This window comes from Novacetimonas hansenii (assembly GCF_014843995.1).
Lineage (GTDB): Bacteria > Pseudomonadota > Alphaproteobacteria > Acetobacterales > Acetobacteraceae > Novacetimonas > Novacetimonas hansenii.
On the sequence record NZ_CP062147.1, the window covers coordinates 1,328,975 to 1,345,029 of the forward strand.

The following is a 16,055-nucleotide window of genomic DNA, read 5'->3' on the forward strand; positions in this document are numbered from 1 at the left end:
AAAGCCCCGCCCGGCGTGCCGGATGCGCCGGGCAGGGCGGTAGGATCAGAGCTTGTGGAACGAAGGCATCACCAGATGGGCACGGTTGAAATCAAGCTGCGCCTGGGTGAGCTGGAATCCGATTTCGATATGGTACTGTTCGGAATGGATGCGTCGTGAAATTGGCAGGGTGATGGGGATATTACGTGTGCTGGTGGCCTTTTGCAGGTCGCCATTGTCGAATTCAATATGCGCGATGAACTGCTTCTTGCTCTTGATTTCGCCATTGTACACGACGGCGACGAAATACGGGATATTGACGAAATTGACCTTGGATGCCGGGCCACGTACGACATGCAGCCCGATCTGCATGTTGGTGACGACGGTGCGGTGGGCCCCGTCCTCGCACGAACCGACGACCTCACGCAGGGCGGCGCGGACCACAAGGTGCGACAGGTCATGTTCGCTGCCGGTATACTGGTAATAATCGGCGGCCTCGCCGGGGATTTCCACCACCGGGCATGCCGGGGCAAAGGAAATCGAATCCGATTCATTCTGGCATCCCGCCGCCAGCAGCGGCAACGCCAGCAGGCTCAGCACGCGCGCAAAGGTCGCGGCGCGGGACGACAGGGACGCGCGGGTGGGAAAATGAGAAATCATGCGGGGGTTCCGGGCTTTCGTGCTCGACATGGGCTCTACGGGTGGCGGGCTGATAATGGCGGTTCAAACGCCTGGCATGCAATCGGGCATCGTAACGCGGACATGTAAATGTCCCGTCACGGTGGGGAGGACATATATATGAGAATAGGCTAGAATGAACGGGAAATGGCTTGCGCCATCGCCACGGTTTGCGTAGGGCCGGGTCATTGCATCGCGATGCGGGACCGGAACTGTAACAGATCGCGGCCCGTATCCTATACCGCCCGCCGGATGTTTGGGGAACACCATGCCCGACCAGATGATTCACACTCCCGATGCCCACGCCCCCGTTGACGTGTCGCCACGCCTGCTCAAGGTCCTGCTTGCCGGGCCGCGCGGTTTCTGCGCCGGGGTCGATCGCGCGATCCGCGTGGTGGAGGAAGCGATCCGCCGTTATGGCGCGCCCGTCTATGTGCGGCACGAAATCGTCCATAACCGCACCGTTGTGGAAGCGCTTGAGGCGCAGGGCGCAATTTTCGTGGAGGAACTGGACGAGGTTCCCTCCGACGGTCACGTGGTCTTTTCCGCCCATGGCGTGCCCAAGACCGTCCCGGCGGAGGCCATGCGCCGCAACCTGCTGTATCTGGATGCGACCTGCCCCCTCGTGTCCAAGGTGCATCGCGAGGCGGAACGTCATTTCGCCGATGGTGGTCCCGAAAGCCGCCACATCCTGATGATCGGCCATGCCGGCCATCCAGAGGTCGTTGGCACGATGGGCCAGCTTCCCCCCGGCGCGGTCACGCTGATCAATGATGCGGAGGAAGCGCGCACGGTCCAGCCGGCCGATCCCGCGCGCCTTGCCTTCATCACGCAGACGACGCTGTCGGTTGATGATACCGCGGAAATTGTCGATATCCTGCGTGACCGTTTCCCCCTGATCGAAGGGCCGAAGCGCGAGGATATCTGCTATGCCACCACCAACCGGCAGGAAGCGGTCAAGGCGATCGCCCCGGGCTGTGACCTTGTGATCGTGATCGGCTCGCCCAATTCCTCCAACTCCCAGAGATTGCGCGAAGTGGCTGAACGCAGTGGCGCGCCGCGCGCCCTGCTGGTGCCGCGCCTGAACGCGCTGGACTGGTCGGCGCTGGACGGGGTGAAGACGCTGGGGATTACGGCGGGCGCGTCCGCGCCGGAATCGCTGGTGCAGGAAATGGTCGCCGCCCTTGCCAAGCGTTTCACGCTGGAGATCGAGGAACGCACCGTCAAGGAAGAGAACGTGACCTTCCGCCTGCCCGCGCCGCTCGGCTGATTTTTTTGTAACCGACGATGGCGGTCTATACGGACGTCCCCCCCGATGAACTTGCTAAGTTCGTCGGGGGCTACGACATTGGCGAGCCGGTCTCGTGCCATGGCATTGCCGAAGGTGTGGAGAACAGCAATTTCCTGCTGCGTACCACGCGCGCGGATTTTATCCTGACGCTGTATGAACGGCGGGTAAATCCTGATGAACTGCCGTGGTTCCTGGGGCTGATGCAGTACCTGGCGCAGCGCGGGCTGTCGTGCCCGCGTCCGGTGGCTGATCGCGCGGGCGTCACGCTGGGGGCGCTTGCGGGGCGCCCGGCCGCCATTACCACCTTCTTGCAGGGCGCATGGCCGCGCCGGATTGAGGTCCCCCATTGCGAGGCTGTGGGGGCGGCGATGGCGCGCCTGCATCGCGATGGGGAAGGATACACCGCGCAGCGACGCAACAGCATGGGGCCGGCCGCATGGTCATCGCTGCTGGACTCATGCCGTGCGACGGGCGATCAGGTGCAGTCTGGCCTGATCGCGGAAATTGATGATGCCTTGGCGTTCGTCGGGCCGTCATGGCCGGGGCAGGGCGCGCGCCCGGTCCTGCCGCGCGGGCAGATCCATGGCGACCTGTTTCCCGATAACGTGTTTTTCATAGACGGGCATCTGTCGGGCCTGATTGATTTCTATTTCGCCTGCACCGACTGGTTTGCCTATGACCTCGCCATTTCGCTGAATGCGTGGTGCTTTGACGAAACCGTCACGTTCCGCCCTGACCGGGCGCGGGCGATGGTGCGTGGGTATGAAAGCGTGCGTCCGCTGGATGCCGCGGAACGTGCCGCATTGCCGGTACTGGCCACGGGGGCTGCCGTGCGGTTCCTGCTGACGCGTCTGTATGACTGGCTCAACACGCCGCCTGATGCGCTGGTCACGCCGAAAAACCCCCTCGATTACCTTGGGCGGCTGCGTTTCTTCCGCACCTGTGCCGCCCCGCTGGAATGGTTGTGATGGACAGGGTGACGCCCGGCGGGGATACGCGCGACGATGATGTGGTGCTGATCTGGACCGATGGGGGATGCAAGCCCAATCCGGGGCCGGGGGGATGGGCCGCGCTGTTGCAGTTTCGCGGGCAGGAGCGTGAAATTACGGGTGGCGAGGCGGAGACGACCAATAACCGCATGGAACTGACCGCCGTGGCGGAGGCCCTCGCCAGCCTGAAGCGTCCGTGCAAGGTCATCCTGCACAGCGACAGCCAGTATGTGTGCAATGGCATGACGCGCTGGTCCACCGGATGGGTGCGGCGCAAGTGGCGCAATGCGTCCGGCGACCCGGTGGCGAACATGGATCTATGGCAACGCCTGCTTGACCTTGCGCCGCGCCATGACATCACATGGCAATGGGTGCGTGGCCATGCGGGCGATGAAAATAACGAACGCGTCGATGTCCTTGCTACGCAGGCGCGCGACGCGCTGGGGATCGCCTATCCATCCCGGCGCAAGTGATGGCGTCCGTGGTCGGCCATGCCCCTGCGGTCATGGTGCGGGGATTGGGCCTGTCGATGGATGGGCAATGTATTTTCGATAATCTGGATGGCACGTTTCCCGCCGCACGCCTGACGGTCCTGCTTGGTGGCAGCGGAATTGGCAAGACGACGCTGCTGCGGCTGGTGGCGGGGCTGATCGTGCCCGACACCGGGGGCATCTCTGCCGGGGATGGCCTGCCGCTGTCCGGTCGGGTGGGCTGGATGGGGCAGAATGACATGTTGCTGCCATGGGCGCGTGTCGATGACAATGTCATGCTGGGCAGCCGCCTGCGTGGCGAGCCGCCGGACCGCGCCCGTGCGCATGACCTGCTGGATCAGGTGGGGCTGTCGGCGTCACGCACCGCCCTGCCGTCAGCATTGTCCGGGGGCATGCGGCAGCGCGTGGCGCTTGCGCGGGTATTGTATGAAAACAGGCCGGTTGTCCTGATGGACGAGCCATTTTCCGCGCTGGACAGCCTTACACGCCTGCGGATGCACGAACTTGCGGCGCGGATGCTGTCGGGATGTACGACCATCCTGATTACACATGACCCGCTGGAGGCCTGTCGCATGGCGCAGGCATTGTTCATGATGGGGGGCGCGCCTGTCCGGCTTTCGCCGCTGTCCCTTCCCCTGTCGGGGGGGATGGATATCCCGCGCGCCGTGGATGATCCTGTGCTGCTGTCGGCGCAGGCAGATCTGTGGCGGCGGATGCTGGCGTCATGACAATGGCCGCGCGACTCCTGCGCCCGCTGGTGACGCTGTTCGGGTTGGTATGTGTCTGGTGGGGGATTGCGCGCTGGGGTCATGTGCCGCCCTACCTGTTGCCTGCGCCAGATGCGGTGGCGCGGGCCATGTGGCGACAGCGCGCCCTTCTGGGCGACTCCGCACTGATCACGCTGGTCGAAACATTGTGCGGGCTGGTGCTGGGTGTCTGTGGTGGGGGAGCGCTGGCGCTGCTGATGGCGCTGTCGCCTTCGGTACGGCGGTGGACCATGCCGCTGGTGCTGCTCAGTCAGGCTGTGCCGGTTTTTGCCCTCGCGCCGTTGCTGGTATTGTGGTTCGGCTTTGGGATGGCATCGAAAATCGTGATGGCGGTGCTGGTCATCTTTTTTCCCGTGACATCTTCCTTTGCCGACGGGTTGCGCCAGACCCCGGCGGACTGGATCGACCTTGCGCGCACCATGGGGGCGTCGCGATGGCGGGTGCTGCTGTATGTGCGCCTGCCCGCCGCCCTTCCGGCACTGGCATCGGGGATGCGGGTTGCCACCGCCATCGCGCCGATTGGCGCCGTTGTGGGGGAATGGGTGGGGGCGTCTTCGGGGTTGGGGTTCCTGATGCAGACGGCCAATACAAGGTTCGAGACGGACTTGATGTTCGCGGCCCTGCTGGTGCTGTCGGCGATGACGGTCCTGTTATGGTGGGGGATGGACCTCATGTTGCGGCGGGCATTGTACTGGCTGCCGGTGCGGCATGAGGGGCCATGAAATCGTTTTGGGAATGGCGGTTGATAAAACAGTCATCAAAGTGTTCGGACCGTAACTTTTCCTGAACGGTGCTGTCTTTTGAATGTGGCCGGGAGTGAAGGTGGATGTGAAAATATTCCCATCCACCTTGATGATTACAGGGTAGGGCTGCCTTTTTTGGTGATGGCGGTCATGGAAGCTTTTTTGGGGAAATCTTCATCAAAAGCTTCTTTATGATTTATGCGACGTGGCACGGGTGGGGTTTTGAAACAGCCTGTGTGCGGTGATGATGTATGAAGAGCGGGGCGCATGCATGGCAGATGTTGACGGATGCCGCACAAGAGGCCACCACACCCCCGATACTGTTTGTGAACAAGACGGAAGCCGTGACATGACCCGTCCTCTCCTCCTGGACCTGACTGGCGCACCACAGGATATGGCTGCGCTCGTAATGGCGCTTCAGGTTCCTGACATGCTCGACCCCGTGCTGGTGACAACGGGGGGACACGGGGCGCTGCAGGCGCGCCGTGCGGCGGAGCTTGCGCGCAGGGTGTTGCAAAAGGCGGGGCGTCAGGACATCCCCGTTCATGGCGGCAGTGGCCTGCCGGTGTTCGCGGTGGGCAATGCGTGGGCACGCCCGCGGAACGGGAACGGCGATGCAACCGGGGATGCGGCTGGAGTTGATCTGGGGGAGGCGGAGCTGCCTGCCGTGGCGATGATCCGTCATGCCATGGCCCGTCCCGCCGGCAGTGTCAGCGTCTGTTGCGCCGGTGCGCTGACCAATCTTGCGCTGGCGTTGATGCAGGAACCGCGCCTTGCCTTGCATCTGCATGGGGTCGTGATCCTTGCCGATGCGGGCGGGGGGGATGGCCCTGGCGTCGGTGGCTTCGGCGTGGATACCAATATCCATGCCGACCCGGAGGCCGCAGCCATCGTCCTTGCATCCGGTGTGCCTGTGACAGTGCTGCTGCGTGATTGCGTCGCGCGGGTGACGGCAGACAGGATATGGATGGAGCAGGTGGCCGCCCTTGCCGGGCGTGGCTGTGCCGGTGGCATGGTCCATGACCTGTTGCGCGGTGCGGGTGCGCAGGCTGTGCCAATGGCGTCGGCGGTGGCTGTGGTGTCGCTGCTGTGTCCCCGGTTATTTGGCGGTCATATGGCGCGGCTGGGTGTTGAATGCCGGGGGGAACTGACGCGCGGGACGCTGGTTCCGATCGGCAGCGGTCAAAATAATATCGCCCCCAATGCATTTGTCCTGGATCGTGTCAGTGTCGATGCCTGCCGGGACGTGGCCCGTGACCTGCTGCTGCATGCCGCAGGCGTGGCGTGAGACGGCGTGGGCCGGCAGGAATGCGCCGCCCTGATGTAAAAAGCCGCGCTGCATGGCCCATGACGGTTGCAGGAAGGAGGGCCGGTCCAGTAATGGTCCGGGCAGGGATCGCACCTGACGGGCGTCAGGCCTGCCGGGGGTGACACAGGTGACACATGGGCATGACGAAGCGCCGGATGCGGCGGGGGTCTTCTGTATGGATCGGTCTATAACATCCTCTGCTTCCCTGACGGGGGGCACGCGCGCACGGGGGGATGCACTTTTTGCCGGTATCGTCCGTTGCAGCGCCCTGCTGATCCTGCTGGGGCTGGGCGGGATGATTGCGGTCATGGCATGGGGCGCGCGCGGGGCCTTTGTCACCTTTGGGCCGGGGTTCATCCTTGATCCGGCATGGAACCCGGTAACGCAGCATTTCGGCGCGGCGGCCCCGGTGTTCGGCACCCTTGTCACGGCGCTTATCTCCATCGTGATCGCCGTGCCGCTGGCGTTCGGGATTGCCTTCTGGCTGACGGAAATCGCGTCGGCGCGACTGGCGAATGTTATCGGCACCGCCATCCAGCTTCTTGCCGCCGTGCCGTCGATCATCTTCGGGATGTGGGGCTTTTCGGTCATCGTGCCGCTGATGGCGCGGTATGTGGAGCCTGCGGCCGCCCATTCGCTTGGCCGTCTGCCCGGAATTGGCGTGCTGTTCCGGGGGGCGCCGTACGGCACGGGCTTCCTGACGGGGGGGATCATCCTGGCGGTCATGATCACGCCATTCATTTCGGCGGTAATGCGCGATGTCTTCACCTCCATGCCTGCCGTGCTGAAGGAGAGCGCCTATGGGCTGGGCATGACGCGGTGGGAGGTGATGCGCCGCATCGTCCTGCCATGGTCGCGCACGGCGGTGGTTGGCGGGATCATGCTGGGGCTTGGGCGCGCGCTGGGCGAGACGATGGCCATCACTTTTGTCATTGGCAATGCAAATCATATCGGCTGGTCCCTGTTTTCGCCGGGGAACACGATTGCGTCCCTGATTGCGTTGGAATTTCCTGAAAGTGCGATGGGAAGCCTGAAATTCTCATCCCTGATGGCGGCGGGGTTCCTGCTTATGGTGATTTCATTCGCGACGCTGATATGTTCGCGCTGGCTGCTGCGTTCGGCGCGGACGGGCAAGTGATGGATATTCGCGAAACATCCCCGCGCCTTGATGCGCCGCTTGCCGGGGACGCGCGCGCATCCGGCACTGCTGATGCGCCCTGTGCCGGGGTGGGGTGCGCCGGGGCGGGCTGGCGGCGTGATGGCGCGTTCGATGCACGCAGGCGCCTTGCCGATCGTGTGGCGACGGGGTTTTGCCATATCGCCACGGCGCTGGTCCTGCTGATGCTGACATCCATCCTGTTCGTGCTGCTGCGCAACGGGCTGGCGGGTATTTCGTGGCGGACCTTCACCCATATCACGCTTGCGCCCGGGCATGGTGGCGGCCTGGCCAACGCCATCGTCGGCAGCCTGATGCAGACGGGGCTTGCTGTGCTGATCGGTGCTCCCGCCGGACTGCTGGCGGGGATATACCTTGCGGAATTCGCGGCGACGGACGGGCGGTTGTTGGGGGCGGTGCGGTTTGTATCCGACCTGTTGCTGTCGGCGCCGTCCATCCTTGTCGGGCTGTTCATCTATATGATCGTCGTGGTGCCATCGGGGCATTTTTCCGGTATTGCCGGGGCACTGGCGCTGGCGATGCTGGTGGTGCCGGTGGTGGTGCGCACGACGGAGGATATGTTGCGCCTTGTGCCCGTTGCCATGCGTGAGGCAGCGTTTGCGCTGGGGGCGCCGCGCTGGCGGGTTGTGCTGTTCATCTGCCTGCGTGCCGCACGGGACGGGGTCGCGACTGGCATCCTGCTGGCGCTGGCGCGGGTGTCGGGCGAAACTGCGCCGCTGCTGTTCACGTCGCTGGGCAACATGAACTGGTCCGTGCGGCCCGATGCGCCGATGGCCAGCCTGCCGATCGCCATTTACCAATATGCGGGTTCCGCCTATCCCGACTGGACGCAAATGGCATGGACGGGCGCCATGCTGATTACGGCAGGGATACTGATGATAAATATCGCCGTCAGGGTTGGGTTGGGGCGTAACAGGAAATGAACGTGGAAGAAACACGGCAGGTGCCGGATGGGACGGGGGCCGCCATTTCGGTCCGCAACCTCGATTTCTATTATGGTGCGCACCATGCGCTGAAAAACATCTCGATCGAGTTCCCGGACCGCCAGGTCACCGGCATGATCGGGCCGTCGGGGTGTGGTAAATCCACGCTGCTGCGGGTGCTCAACCGCATGTATGACCTTTATCCGGGACAGCGCGCGACGGGGGAGGTCATATTTGATGGCTGCAACATCCTTGGCGCGGGCGTGGACCTTAATGTCCTTCGTGCGCGTGTGGGCATGGTGTTCCAAAGGCCGACGCCGTTTCCAATGTCGATCTATGACAACATCGCCTTTGGTGTGAGGCTGCACGAACGTCTGTCGCGTGCGGATATGGATATCCGTGTCGAGGACGTGCTGCGTCGCGTCGCCTTGTGGCCGGAGGTCAAAGACCGGCTTGGGGCCTCGGCTTCCGCCCTGTCAGGCGGACAGCAGCAGCGCCTGTGCATTGCGCGCACCATCGCCACCCGGCCCGAAGTTGTGCTGCTTGACGAACCGACCAGCGCGCTTGACCCCGTGTCCACCGCGCGGATCGAGGAACTGCTTGATGAACTGAAGGCGGATTTCACCATCGCCATCGTTACGCATAACCTGCAACAGGCCGCGCGTTGCGCCGATCAGGTGGCGTTCTTTTACATGGGGGAAGTGGTGGAGGTCGAAACGGCGGACCGCATGTTCACCGCCCCGCGGCAGCGCCGTACGCAAGATTACATTACCGGTCGTTTCGGGTGATGGATTGATAAGGGTGAAATCTTAGGGAGTGTTTGAAGATAACTCATTGATAAAAAATAAGAAAAGTTTTTGGGTGCTGCCTTTTTCCCCAAAAAGGCGGCGGTTTCTGAAGCTTTTTGGAAAAAGCTTCACCAAAAAACCTTTATAATTTCAGTATGTTATTGATCCTGACTTTTCAGGCAGCCTGTTATTGATGGTCCCATTGCCCTGCAACGGTGCGGTTCCCTTTGAATCCAAGGGTGGATGGCAGGGGGGGGCTTATGTGAAATCACGATGCCCTGATTTGTGTGATGTTCCTGTGGTTACGTTGCATTCTGGCGTTGCTTCCTTACATTTTGTATCAAGAACATGGGCTTCACCGCCCATGTGATGGCTTACCCTGTCGGGATGACCCTTGTCGTGTGCCGGGAGTCGGTGCAGGGTAGGGAGTGTGTGTTATTACAGATTGGAAAGACACCATGTTTAAGAAGATGATTCTGGCGGCGACGCTTGTGGGTGGATTTGCGGGTATCAGCGCCGAAGCAGCCGTCGCGGCCCCTCCGCCGCCGCCGCCGTCCTGCCATGGTGCGCCCGGTGGCATGCCCTTCCTTGCGCAGGTCAACCTGTCGAAGGCGCAGCGCAAGAAGATCGACGCCATCCTGAAGGCCGATCATCCCGATTTCCATGCTGACATGGACAAGGAATCCGGCCTGCATCACCAGATCCAGGACCTGCTGGCGACCCCCGGCAAGGTTGATGAGGCGCAGATCGCATCGCTGCAGCAGCAGATCGCCAGCATCCATCAGGCACATGAAGCCGCGCGCGTGCAGACCGCCATCCGCATCCATGATGTCCTGACCGCCGATCAGTTGGCGCAGATCAAGGCGACACAGGACAAGGCCGACAGCCTGCATGCCCAGTTGCGCGCCCTTATGGCGCCCCCCGCGCCTCCCGCGCCCGACGCACACTGATCCTGTCCCGCAGGGCCGGTGCCTTCGCCCCATAAGGGGGTGATGCGCACGGCCCGGCGTCCCGGGTCAGGTAGCCCTTGACACGGGACGCGTGGGAAAGATACACCTGTCGCAACATCAGGCACGTCACTTCGCGAAGGTTCGCGCAGTGGCGCGTATTCTTTTGGGGAAAAACCTTTGTTCGAGACGCTGTCAGGCAAGCTCTCCGGTGTGTTCGATGGCCTCGCCAAGCGCGGGACCCTGTCGGAGGCCGACGTCACCGAAGCCATGCGCGAGGTGCGTCTGGCGATGCTCGATGCCGACGTCGCGCTGCCGGTTGTCAAGGATTTCGTCAACAAGGTGCGCGAACGTGCCGTGGGGCACGAGGTGCTCGACAGCATTTCCCCCGGTCAGGCCGTTGCCAAGGTCGTCAATGACGCGCTGATTGATGCGCTTGGCGGGGCGGGTGCGGTTCCCCTGAACCTGAATGCCGCAGCGCCTGTGCCCATCCTGATGGTCGGGCTTCAGGGGTCGGGCAAGACGACGACGTCGGGCAAGATCGCGCTGCGGCTTGCTACGCGCGAACGCCGCAAGGTGCTGCTCGCCAGCCTTGATACGCAGCGCCCGGCCGCGCAGTTGCAGTTGCAGCAGCTGGCCGAGCGCGCGGGTGTTGCCTCGCTGCCGATCATCGCGGGACAGTCCCCGGTCGAGATCGCGCGTCGTGCGATGGAAGTCGGGCGTCGCGAAGGTTATGACATCGTCATCCTTGATACCGCCGGCCGCCTGTCGATTGACGAAGCGCTGATGGATGAGGTGCGGGCCATCCGTGCCGAGACCCAGCCCGCTGAAACGCTGCTGGTTGTCGATGCGATGACCGGGCAGGACGCCGTCAACACCGCCAAGGCGTTTAACGAGGCCGTGGGTGTTACCGGTGTGGTCATGACCCGCATGGACGGCGATGCCCGTGGTGGCGCCGCGCTGTCGATGCGTGCGATCACCGGGGCGCCGATCAAGCTGACCGGTTCGGGCGAGAAGCTTGACGCGCTGGAGGAGTTCCATCCCGAACGTGTCGCGGGCCGTATCCTTGGCCTTGGCGATATCGCGGGACTGGTCGAAAAAGCCGCCGACACGCTCGACCATGAGGAGAGCGAGAAGATTGCAGCCAAGATGCTGCAGGGCAAATTCGACCTTGACGATTACGCGGCCCAGATCCGGCAGATCAACAAGATGGGGTCCATCTCGGGCATCCTGAACATGCTGCCGGGCATGGGTAAGCTGAAGGAGGCCATGGGCGACAAGGACATCGACACCTCTGTCCTTGGCCGCCATCAGGCCATCATTTCATCCATGACCAAGGCGGAGCGAAAGACGCCCGCCATCATCAAGGCGTCGCGCAAGAAGCGCATCGCCGCCGGGTCGGGAACAACCGTGCAGGAGGTGAACCGGCTGCTCAAGCAGTACGACACCATGTCCTCGATGATGAAGCGGTTGAACAAGTTGGGAGTGAAGGGACTGATGCGTCAGGGCCTTTCCGCGCTGATGCCCGGCGGGGGACGTCCCCCCGGCGGGGGTGGCCGTCCGCCATTCGGCTGACGCCGCGTCATGTTTCCCTTTGATGTGTTTTACAAGTTGTTTTGTGGAGAAGTCTGAATGAGCCTCAAGATCCGCCTTGCACGCGCTGGTGCGAAGAAGCGTCCCTATTATCACATCGTGGTTGCCGACAGCCGTTCGCCCCGCGATGGCCGTTTCATCGAGAAGGTCGGTTCCTACAACCCGATGCTGCCGTCCGACCATGCCGACCGCGTGCGTCTGGTGAACGAGCGCATCACGCACTGGTTGTCCAACGGCGCACTGCCGACCGATCGCGTGGCCCGCTTCCTGGGTAATGCCGGCCTGGCGCCGAAGCCGACCTGGAATGAGCAGCCGAAGCAGTCCGCGCCGAAGAAGCGTGCGCAGGAACGTGCCGCCGCTGCTGCTGCCGCAACCGCGGCGGCCTGAGGCACGACGGTAGACGGGCGGGCACGATAGAAGGCAGGTGATGGATCGCGATCGTATCCTGATGGGCGTGGTGGGGCGGCCGCATGGTGTGCGTGGGCTTGTGCGCGTGCACAGCTATGCCGCCGTGCCCGAAGACCTTGCCCGTTATGGGGCGCTTCGTGATGAACACGGGAATGCCTGGCATCTGTCATGGCGTGGGCAGGGGATTGCCGAACTGCGCAATGACGCGGGGCAGGCACTTTCCAGCCGCGAGGACGCGCAGAAACTGGTCAATCGCAAGCTCTATGTCGGGCGTGTCGACCTGCCGGAACCAGAGGAGGACGAATTTTATGTCGCCGACCTCGTGGGGATGCAGGTGATTGAACAGGCAGGCACGCCATTGCATGAACTTGGCCATGTCCGGCTGGTCCATGACTATGGCGCGGGCGTCAGCCTGGAGATCACAGGACAGGGTGGCACGATCCTGCTGCCGTTCACGCGGGCCTGTGTGCCGGTGGTGGACATGGGCGCACGCCGGATCGAGGTTGTCCTGCCTGATGAGGTCGAGGTCCCGGCGGAGTTCTTCCCCGGTGATGGCGCGGCGGAACCCGTGGCATGACGACGTGGCAGGCCACCGCGCTGACCCTGTTCCCCGAGATGTTTCCCGGTTCGCTGGGATGCTCCCTTGCGGGGCGGGCGCTGCGTGACGGGATATGGTCAATGGAGGCGCAGGACCTGCGTGCCCATGGGCTTGGCCGTCATCGCACCATTGACGACACGCCGTTTGGTGGCGGGGCGGGAATGGTTATGCGACCCGATGTCGTATCCGCCGCGCTGGGCGAGGTGGAGGCAGCCGGGCGTCCGGTCATCTATCCCACGCCACGCGGGCGTACGCTGACGCAGGCGGATGTCCGGCGTTATGCGGCGGGGCCGGGGGTTGTCGTGCTGTGTGGCCGGTATGAAGGCGTGGACGAACGCGTGCTGGAGGCGCGCGACATCGAACAGGTCTCCATCGGTGATTATATCCTGTCGGGGGGCGAAGTCGCGGCACTGGTGCTGCTCGATGCCTGCGTGCGGCTGCTGCCGGGCGTCATGGGGTCGGACACAAGCGCCACGGAGGAGAGCTTCGCCGACGGCCTGCTTGAATACCCGCTTTATACCAAGCCGGCGCAGTGGGAGGGACGTGACGTGCCCGATGTCCTGCTGTCCGGTCATCATGGCGCCATTGCCCGGTGGCGCCGCGACATGGCCGAGATGGCAACGCGACAGAGGCGACCCGACCTGTGGGCCGCCCATGTGGCGCGTGCTGGTGAAGAAACGTCCCGATCCGCTGGCCTGCATGCCGATGCGGATCGGCTGAACTGAACATAAACCAATCAACTGAGGACCCGATCATGAACATCATCCAGAAATATGAGGCGGAAGAAATTGCCCGCCTGACCGCGACCCGCGCCGTGCCTGATTTCGCGCCGGGCGATACGGTGCGCGTTGGCGTGCATGTGGTCGAAGGCACGCGCAAGCGCGTCCAGGCTTATGAAGGGGTGGTGATCGCCCGTTCGAACAAGGGCCTGAACAGCAACTTCACCGTGCGCAAGATTTCCAATGGTGAAGGCGTGGAGCGTGTGTTCCCGCTGTATTCGCCCACCATTGCCGAAATCACGGTGGTGCGTCGCGGTGTTGTCCGCCGTGCGAAGCTGTATTACCTGCGTGGCCGTCGTGGCAAGTCCGCCCGCATTGCCGAGCGTCCCCGCGATACGGCGTCCGCGGCCAAGGCCGAAGCGCCTGCCGCCACGGAAGCCAAGGCGAACTGAGCCTGTGACCGCCGTCGCCCGCGCCGCCATTCCACAGGGATGGTGCGATGGGGGCGGCGGTATTTTCTTCTGATTGCCGACCGGGATCACGCGCCCCTGCCGTCACGACAAAGGCCGCGAAAGATCGATCCGGTATTGCCGTATGCTGGGGGTATGAACTGATGGCTGCACGTACGCTGTTCGACAAGATCTGGGACAGTCATGTCGTGGAACGTCTCCCGGATGGTACGGCCATTCTTTATATCGACCGTCACCTTATCCATGAGGTGACAAGCCCGCAGGCGTTCGAAGGCCTGCGCATGACGGGGCGGCGTCTGCGCCATCCGGAGGCAATGATCGCGGTTGTCGATCATAATGTTCCCACATCGGATCGCACCCAGCCGATCGAGGAACCCGAAAGCCGCAACCAGATCGAAACGCTGGAGCGTAATGTGGCGGAATTCGGCGTGCCGTATTTCCCGCTGCTGTCGGAACGCCAGGGCATCGTACATGTCGTCGGGCCGGAACAGGGGATTTCCCTGCCGGGCATGACCATTGTGTGCGGTGACAGCCATACCTCCACGCACGGTGCGCTTGGCGCGCTGGCATTCGGGATCGGCACGTCCGAGGTCGAGCATGTGATGGCGACGCAGACGCTGTTGCAGAAACCCGCGAAAAACATGAAAGTCGCGGTAGAGGGACAGGTCGGCCCCGGTGTCAGCGCCAAGGACATCATGCTGGCGATCATCGGTAAGCTCGGCACGGCTGGCGGGACGGGCTACATCATCGAATTTACGGGGTCGGCCATCCGCGCGCTGGACATGGCGGGGCGCATGACGATCTGCAACATGTCGATCGAGGCGGGCGCGCGCGCCGGTCTGGTTGCTCCGGACGAGGTCACGTTCGAGTATGTGCGCGGCCGTCCCTTCGCACCGCAGGGCGAGGCATTCACGCAGGCTGTCGCCTACTGGAAGACGCTCGCCTCGGACGAAGGTGCGCATTATGACAAGGTTGTCGAACTCCGTGCGGAGGAAATCTCCCCGGTGCTGACATGGGGCACCAGCCCTGAAACCGTCATCCCCATTACCGGCACCGTACCCGACCCTGCCACCGAAGCCGATGCATCACGACGCGCGCAGATGCAGCGTATGTTGGAATATATGGGCCTGCAGGCCGGGCAGAAGATCGCGGGCACACCGGTCGATGTCGTGTTTATCGGGTCATGCACCAACAGCCGGATCGAGGACCTGCGCGCCGCGGCCTCCATTGTTTCGGGACGTCACGTGGCACAGGGCGTGCGGGCGATGATCGTGCCGGGGTCGGGCATCGTCAAGGCGCAGGCGGAGGAAGAAGGGCTGGACCGGATCTTCCTCGACGCCGGGTTTGAATGGCGCGAGGCCGGGTGTTCGATGTGCCTGGGCATGAACCCGGACAAGCTGACGCCGGGGCAGCGCTGTGCCTCTACTTCCAACCGTAATTTTGAAGGACGTCAGGGACCGGGTGGGCGCACCCACCTGCTGTCGCCTGCCATGGCCGCCGCCGCCGCCGTGACAGGGTACCTGACCGATGTGCGGGAGTTGATCTGACAATGGATAAGTTCACGGTCCTGACGGCCATTGCCGCCCCGATGCCGCAGGAAAACATTGATACGGACAAGATCATCCCGGCGCGGTTCCTCAAGACAACCAAGCGTTCGGGCCTTGGGGTGCATGCGTTCGACAGCATGCGCTATAACGCGGATGGTTCGGAAAATCCCGATTTCGTCCTGAACCAGACGCCCTATCGCAAATCGCAGATCCTGATTACCCACGATAATCTGGGATGTGGTTCATCGCGTGAACATGCACCGTGGGCTTTGCTGGATTTTGGAATCCGCTGTGTCATCGCGCCATCGTTTGCGGATATTTTTTTCAATAACTGTTTCAAGAACGGCATCCTGCCCATCACGCTCCCGCGCGAAGTGTGCGACGAATTGATGGCCGATGCACGTATGGGCGAGAATTCGCGCATCACCATCGACCTGCCCCGTCAGGTGGTGGTCCGTCCCGATGGGCGCGAAATCCCGTTCGAGGTTGATCCCCTGCGCAAGCATCTGCTGCTGGAGGGGCTTGATGATATTGGCCAGACCCTGCAGCACGAGTCCGCGATCGAAACGTTCGAGGCCCGGCGCAGGCACGATGCGCCGTGGATGCCCTCCATTACCATTGACTGACCATCACCGGTC

18 protein-coding genes are annotated in these 16,055 nt (G+C 63.0%); 17 read left to right on the forward strand and 1 reads right to left on the reverse strand.

Going from position 1 to position 16,055, the window contains the following annotated elements; genetic code table 11:
- Positions 1-45: 45 nt before the first annotated feature.
- Entirely contained in the window at positions 46-639 is a 594-nt protein-coding gene (locus tag IFJ82_RS05755) for a hypothetical protein (RefSeq protein WP_003620861.1), read from the reverse strand.
- A gap of 298 nt (positions 640-937) precedes the next feature.
- On the opposite strand from IFJ82_RS05755, the gene ispH reads away from it, so the two are divergent.
- From ispH to leuD, 17 genes are all read left to right on the forward strand, one after another.
- Complete coding sequence (ispH, locus tag IFJ82_RS05760; RefSeq protein ID WP_225578831.1) at positions 938-1,927, forward strand: 4-hydroxy-3-methylbut-2-enyl diphosphate reductase; 990 nt, start codon at positions 938-940, stop codon at positions 1,925-1,927.
- A 17-nt stretch (positions 1,928-1,944) separates the two neighbouring features.
- Positions 1,945-2,916: a homoserine kinase gene (locus IFJ82_RS05765; protein ID WP_192265892.1), complete on the forward strand. Its 972-nt coding sequence runs from the start codon at positions 1,945-1,947 to the stop codon at positions 2,914-2,916.
- A complete protein-coding gene (gene rnhA, locus IFJ82_RS05770; RefSeq protein ID WP_192265901.1) occupies positions 2,916-3,410 on the forward strand; it encodes a ribonuclease HI in 495 nt (164 codons plus the stop codon). Before IFJ82_RS05765 ends, rnhA begins: the two co-directional genes overlap by 1 nt.
- Positions 3,410-4,156, forward strand: coding sequence for an ABC transporter ATP-binding protein (locus IFJ82_RS05775; protein ID WP_003620854.1), 747 nt, complete (start codon positions 3,410-3,412; stop codon positions 4,154-4,156). Before rnhA ends, IFJ82_RS05775 begins: the two co-directional genes overlap by 1 nt.
- A complete protein-coding gene (locus tag IFJ82_RS05780) occupies positions 4,153-4,917 on the forward strand; it encodes an ABC transporter permease (protein ID WP_225578797.1) in 765 nt (254 codons plus the stop codon). Before IFJ82_RS05775 ends, IFJ82_RS05780 begins: the two co-directional genes overlap by 4 nt.
- 370 nt (positions 4,918-5,287) lie before the next feature.
- Positions 5,288-6,226 carry a nucleoside hydrolase gene (locus IFJ82_RS05785; protein WP_192265903.1) on the forward strand — a complete coding sequence of 313 codons (939 nt, stop codon included), beginning with the start codon at positions 5,288-5,290 and terminating at the stop codon, positions 6,224-6,226.
- Positions 6,227-6,422: 196 nt separating this feature from the next.
- Positions 6,423-7,385: a phosphate ABC transporter permease subunit PstC gene (gene pstC, locus IFJ82_RS05790; RefSeq protein ID WP_192266359.1), complete on the forward strand. Its 963-nt coding sequence runs from the start codon at positions 6,423-6,425 to the stop codon at positions 7,383-7,385.
- Positions 7,385-8,347: a phosphate ABC transporter permease PstA gene (gene pstA / locus IFJ82_RS05795; protein ID WP_110550139.1), complete on the forward strand. Its 963-nt coding sequence runs from the start codon at positions 7,385-7,387 to the stop codon at positions 8,345-8,347. The genes pstC and pstA overlap by 1 nt, the downstream gene beginning before the upstream one ends.
- The gene (gene pstB, locus IFJ82_RS05800; RefSeq protein WP_192265905.1) at positions 8,344-9,135 is read left to right on the forward strand and encodes a phosphate ABC transporter ATP-binding protein PstB; all 792 of its coding nucleotides are present in this window, start codon (positions 8,344-8,346) and stop codon (positions 9,133-9,135) included. The genes pstA and pstB overlap by 4 nt, the downstream gene beginning before the upstream one ends.
- Before the next feature lie 458 nt (positions 9,136-9,593).
- Positions 9,594-10,085 carry a Spy/CpxP family protein refolding chaperone gene (locus tag IFJ82_RS05810; RefSeq protein ID WP_040510925.1) on the forward strand — a complete coding sequence of 164 codons (492 nt, stop codon included), beginning with the start codon at positions 9,594-9,596 and terminating at the stop codon, positions 10,083-10,085.
- A 177-nt stretch (positions 10,086-10,262) separates the two neighbouring features.
- A complete protein-coding gene (gene ffh / locus IFJ82_RS05815; protein ID WP_040510923.1) occupies positions 10,263-11,657 on the forward strand; it encodes a signal recognition particle protein in 1,395 nt (464 codons plus the stop codon).
- A gap of 57 nt (positions 11,658-11,714) precedes the next feature.
- The gene (gene rpsP, locus IFJ82_RS05820) at positions 11,715-12,062 is read left to right on the forward strand and encodes a 30S ribosomal protein S16 (RefSeq protein ID WP_003620841.1); all 348 of its coding nucleotides are present in this window, start codon (positions 11,715-11,717) and stop codon (positions 12,060-12,062) included.
- 40 nt (positions 12,063-12,102) lie between these two features.
- Positions 12,103-12,660 carry a ribosome maturation factor RimM gene (gene rimM, locus IFJ82_RS05825; protein WP_003620838.1) on the forward strand — a complete coding sequence of 186 codons (558 nt, stop codon included), beginning with the start codon at positions 12,103-12,105 and terminating at the stop codon, positions 12,658-12,660.
- Entirely contained in the window at positions 12,657-13,406 is a 750-nt protein-coding gene (gene trmD, locus IFJ82_RS05830; protein ID WP_062809090.1) for a tRNA (guanosine(37)-N1)-methyltransferase TrmD, read from the forward strand. The genes rimM and trmD overlap by 4 nt, the downstream gene beginning before the upstream one ends.
- Positions 13,407-13,435: 29 nt before the next feature.
- A complete protein-coding gene (gene rplS / locus IFJ82_RS05835) occupies positions 13,436-13,852 on the forward strand; it encodes a 50S ribosomal protein L19 (RefSeq protein ID WP_003620835.1) in 417 nt (138 codons plus the stop codon).
- A 161-nt stretch (positions 13,853-14,013) separates the two neighbouring features.
- The gene (gene leuC / locus IFJ82_RS05840) at positions 14,014-15,417 is read left to right on the forward strand and encodes a 3-isopropylmalate dehydratase large subunit (RefSeq protein WP_003620833.1); all 1,404 of its coding nucleotides are present in this window, start codon (positions 14,014-14,016) and stop codon (positions 15,415-15,417) included.
- Between the two features lie 2 nt (positions 15,418-15,419).
- On the forward strand, positions 15,420-16,043 hold the full coding sequence (leuD, locus tag IFJ82_RS05845; protein WP_003620830.1) for a 3-isopropylmalate dehydratase small subunit: 624 nt from the start codon (positions 15,420-15,422) through the stop codon (positions 16,041-16,043).
- Positions 16,044-16,055: the final 12 nt, after the last annotated feature.

Bases quoted from the DNA above. Each gene is read 5' to 3' on its own strand.
- IFJ82_RS05755 (WP_003620861.1), bottom strand. From the start codon at position 639: ATGATTTCTCATTTTCCCACCCGCGCGTCCCTGTCGTCCCGCGCCGCG.
- ispH (WP_225578831.1), top strand. From the start codon at position 938: ATGATTCACACTCCCGATGCCCACGCCCCCGTTGACGTGTCGCCACGC.
- IFJ82_RS05765 (WP_192265892.1), top strand. From the start codon at position 1,945: ATGGCGGTCTATACGGACGTCCCCCCCGATGAACTTGCTAAGTTCGTC.
- rnhA (WP_192265901.1), top strand. From the start codon at position 2,916: ATGGACAGGGTGACGCCCGGCGGGGATACGCGCGACGATGATGTGGTG.
- IFJ82_RS05775 (WP_003620854.1), top strand. From the start codon at position 3,410: ATGGCGTCCGTGGTCGGCCATGCCCCTGCGGTCATGGTGCGGGGATTG.
- IFJ82_RS05780 (WP_225578797.1), top strand. From the start codon at position 4,153: ATGACAATGGCCGCGCGACTCCTGCGCCCGCTGGTGACGCTGTTCGGG.
- IFJ82_RS05785 (WP_192265903.1), top strand. From the start codon at position 5,288: ATGACCCGTCCTCTCCTCCTGGACCTGACTGGCGCACCACAGGATATG.
- pstC (WP_192266359.1), top strand. From the start codon at position 6,423: ATGGATCGGTCTATAACATCCTCTGCTTCCCTGACGGGGGGCACGCGC.
- pstA (WP_110550139.1), top strand. From the start codon at position 7,385: ATGGATATTCGCGAAACATCCCCGCGCCTTGATGCGCCGCTTGCCGGG.
- pstB (WP_192265905.1), top strand. From the start codon at position 8,344: ATGAACGTGGAAGAAACACGGCAGGTGCCGGATGGGACGGGGGCCGCC.
- IFJ82_RS05810 (WP_040510925.1), top strand. From the start codon at position 9,594: ATGTTTAAGAAGATGATTCTGGCGGCGACGCTTGTGGGTGGATTTGCG.
- rpsP (WP_003620841.1), top strand. From the start codon at position 11,715: ATGAGCCTCAAGATCCGCCTTGCACGCGCTGGTGCGAAGAAGCGTCCC.
- rimM (WP_003620838.1), top strand. From the start codon at position 12,103: ATGGATCGCGATCGTATCCTGATGGGCGTGGTGGGGCGGCCGCATGGT.
- trmD (WP_062809090.1), top strand. From the start codon at position 12,657: ATGACGACGTGGCAGGCCACCGCGCTGACCCTGTTCCCCGAGATGTTT.
- rplS (WP_003620835.1), top strand. From the start codon at position 13,436: ATGAACATCATCCAGAAATATGAGGCGGAAGAAATTGCCCGCCTGACC.
- leuC (WP_003620833.1), top strand. From the start codon at position 14,014: ATGGCTGCACGTACGCTGTTCGACAAGATCTGGGACAGTCATGTCGTG.
- leuD (WP_003620830.1), top strand. From the start codon at position 15,420: ATGGATAAGTTCACGGTCCTGACGGCCATTGCCGCCCCGATGCCGCAG.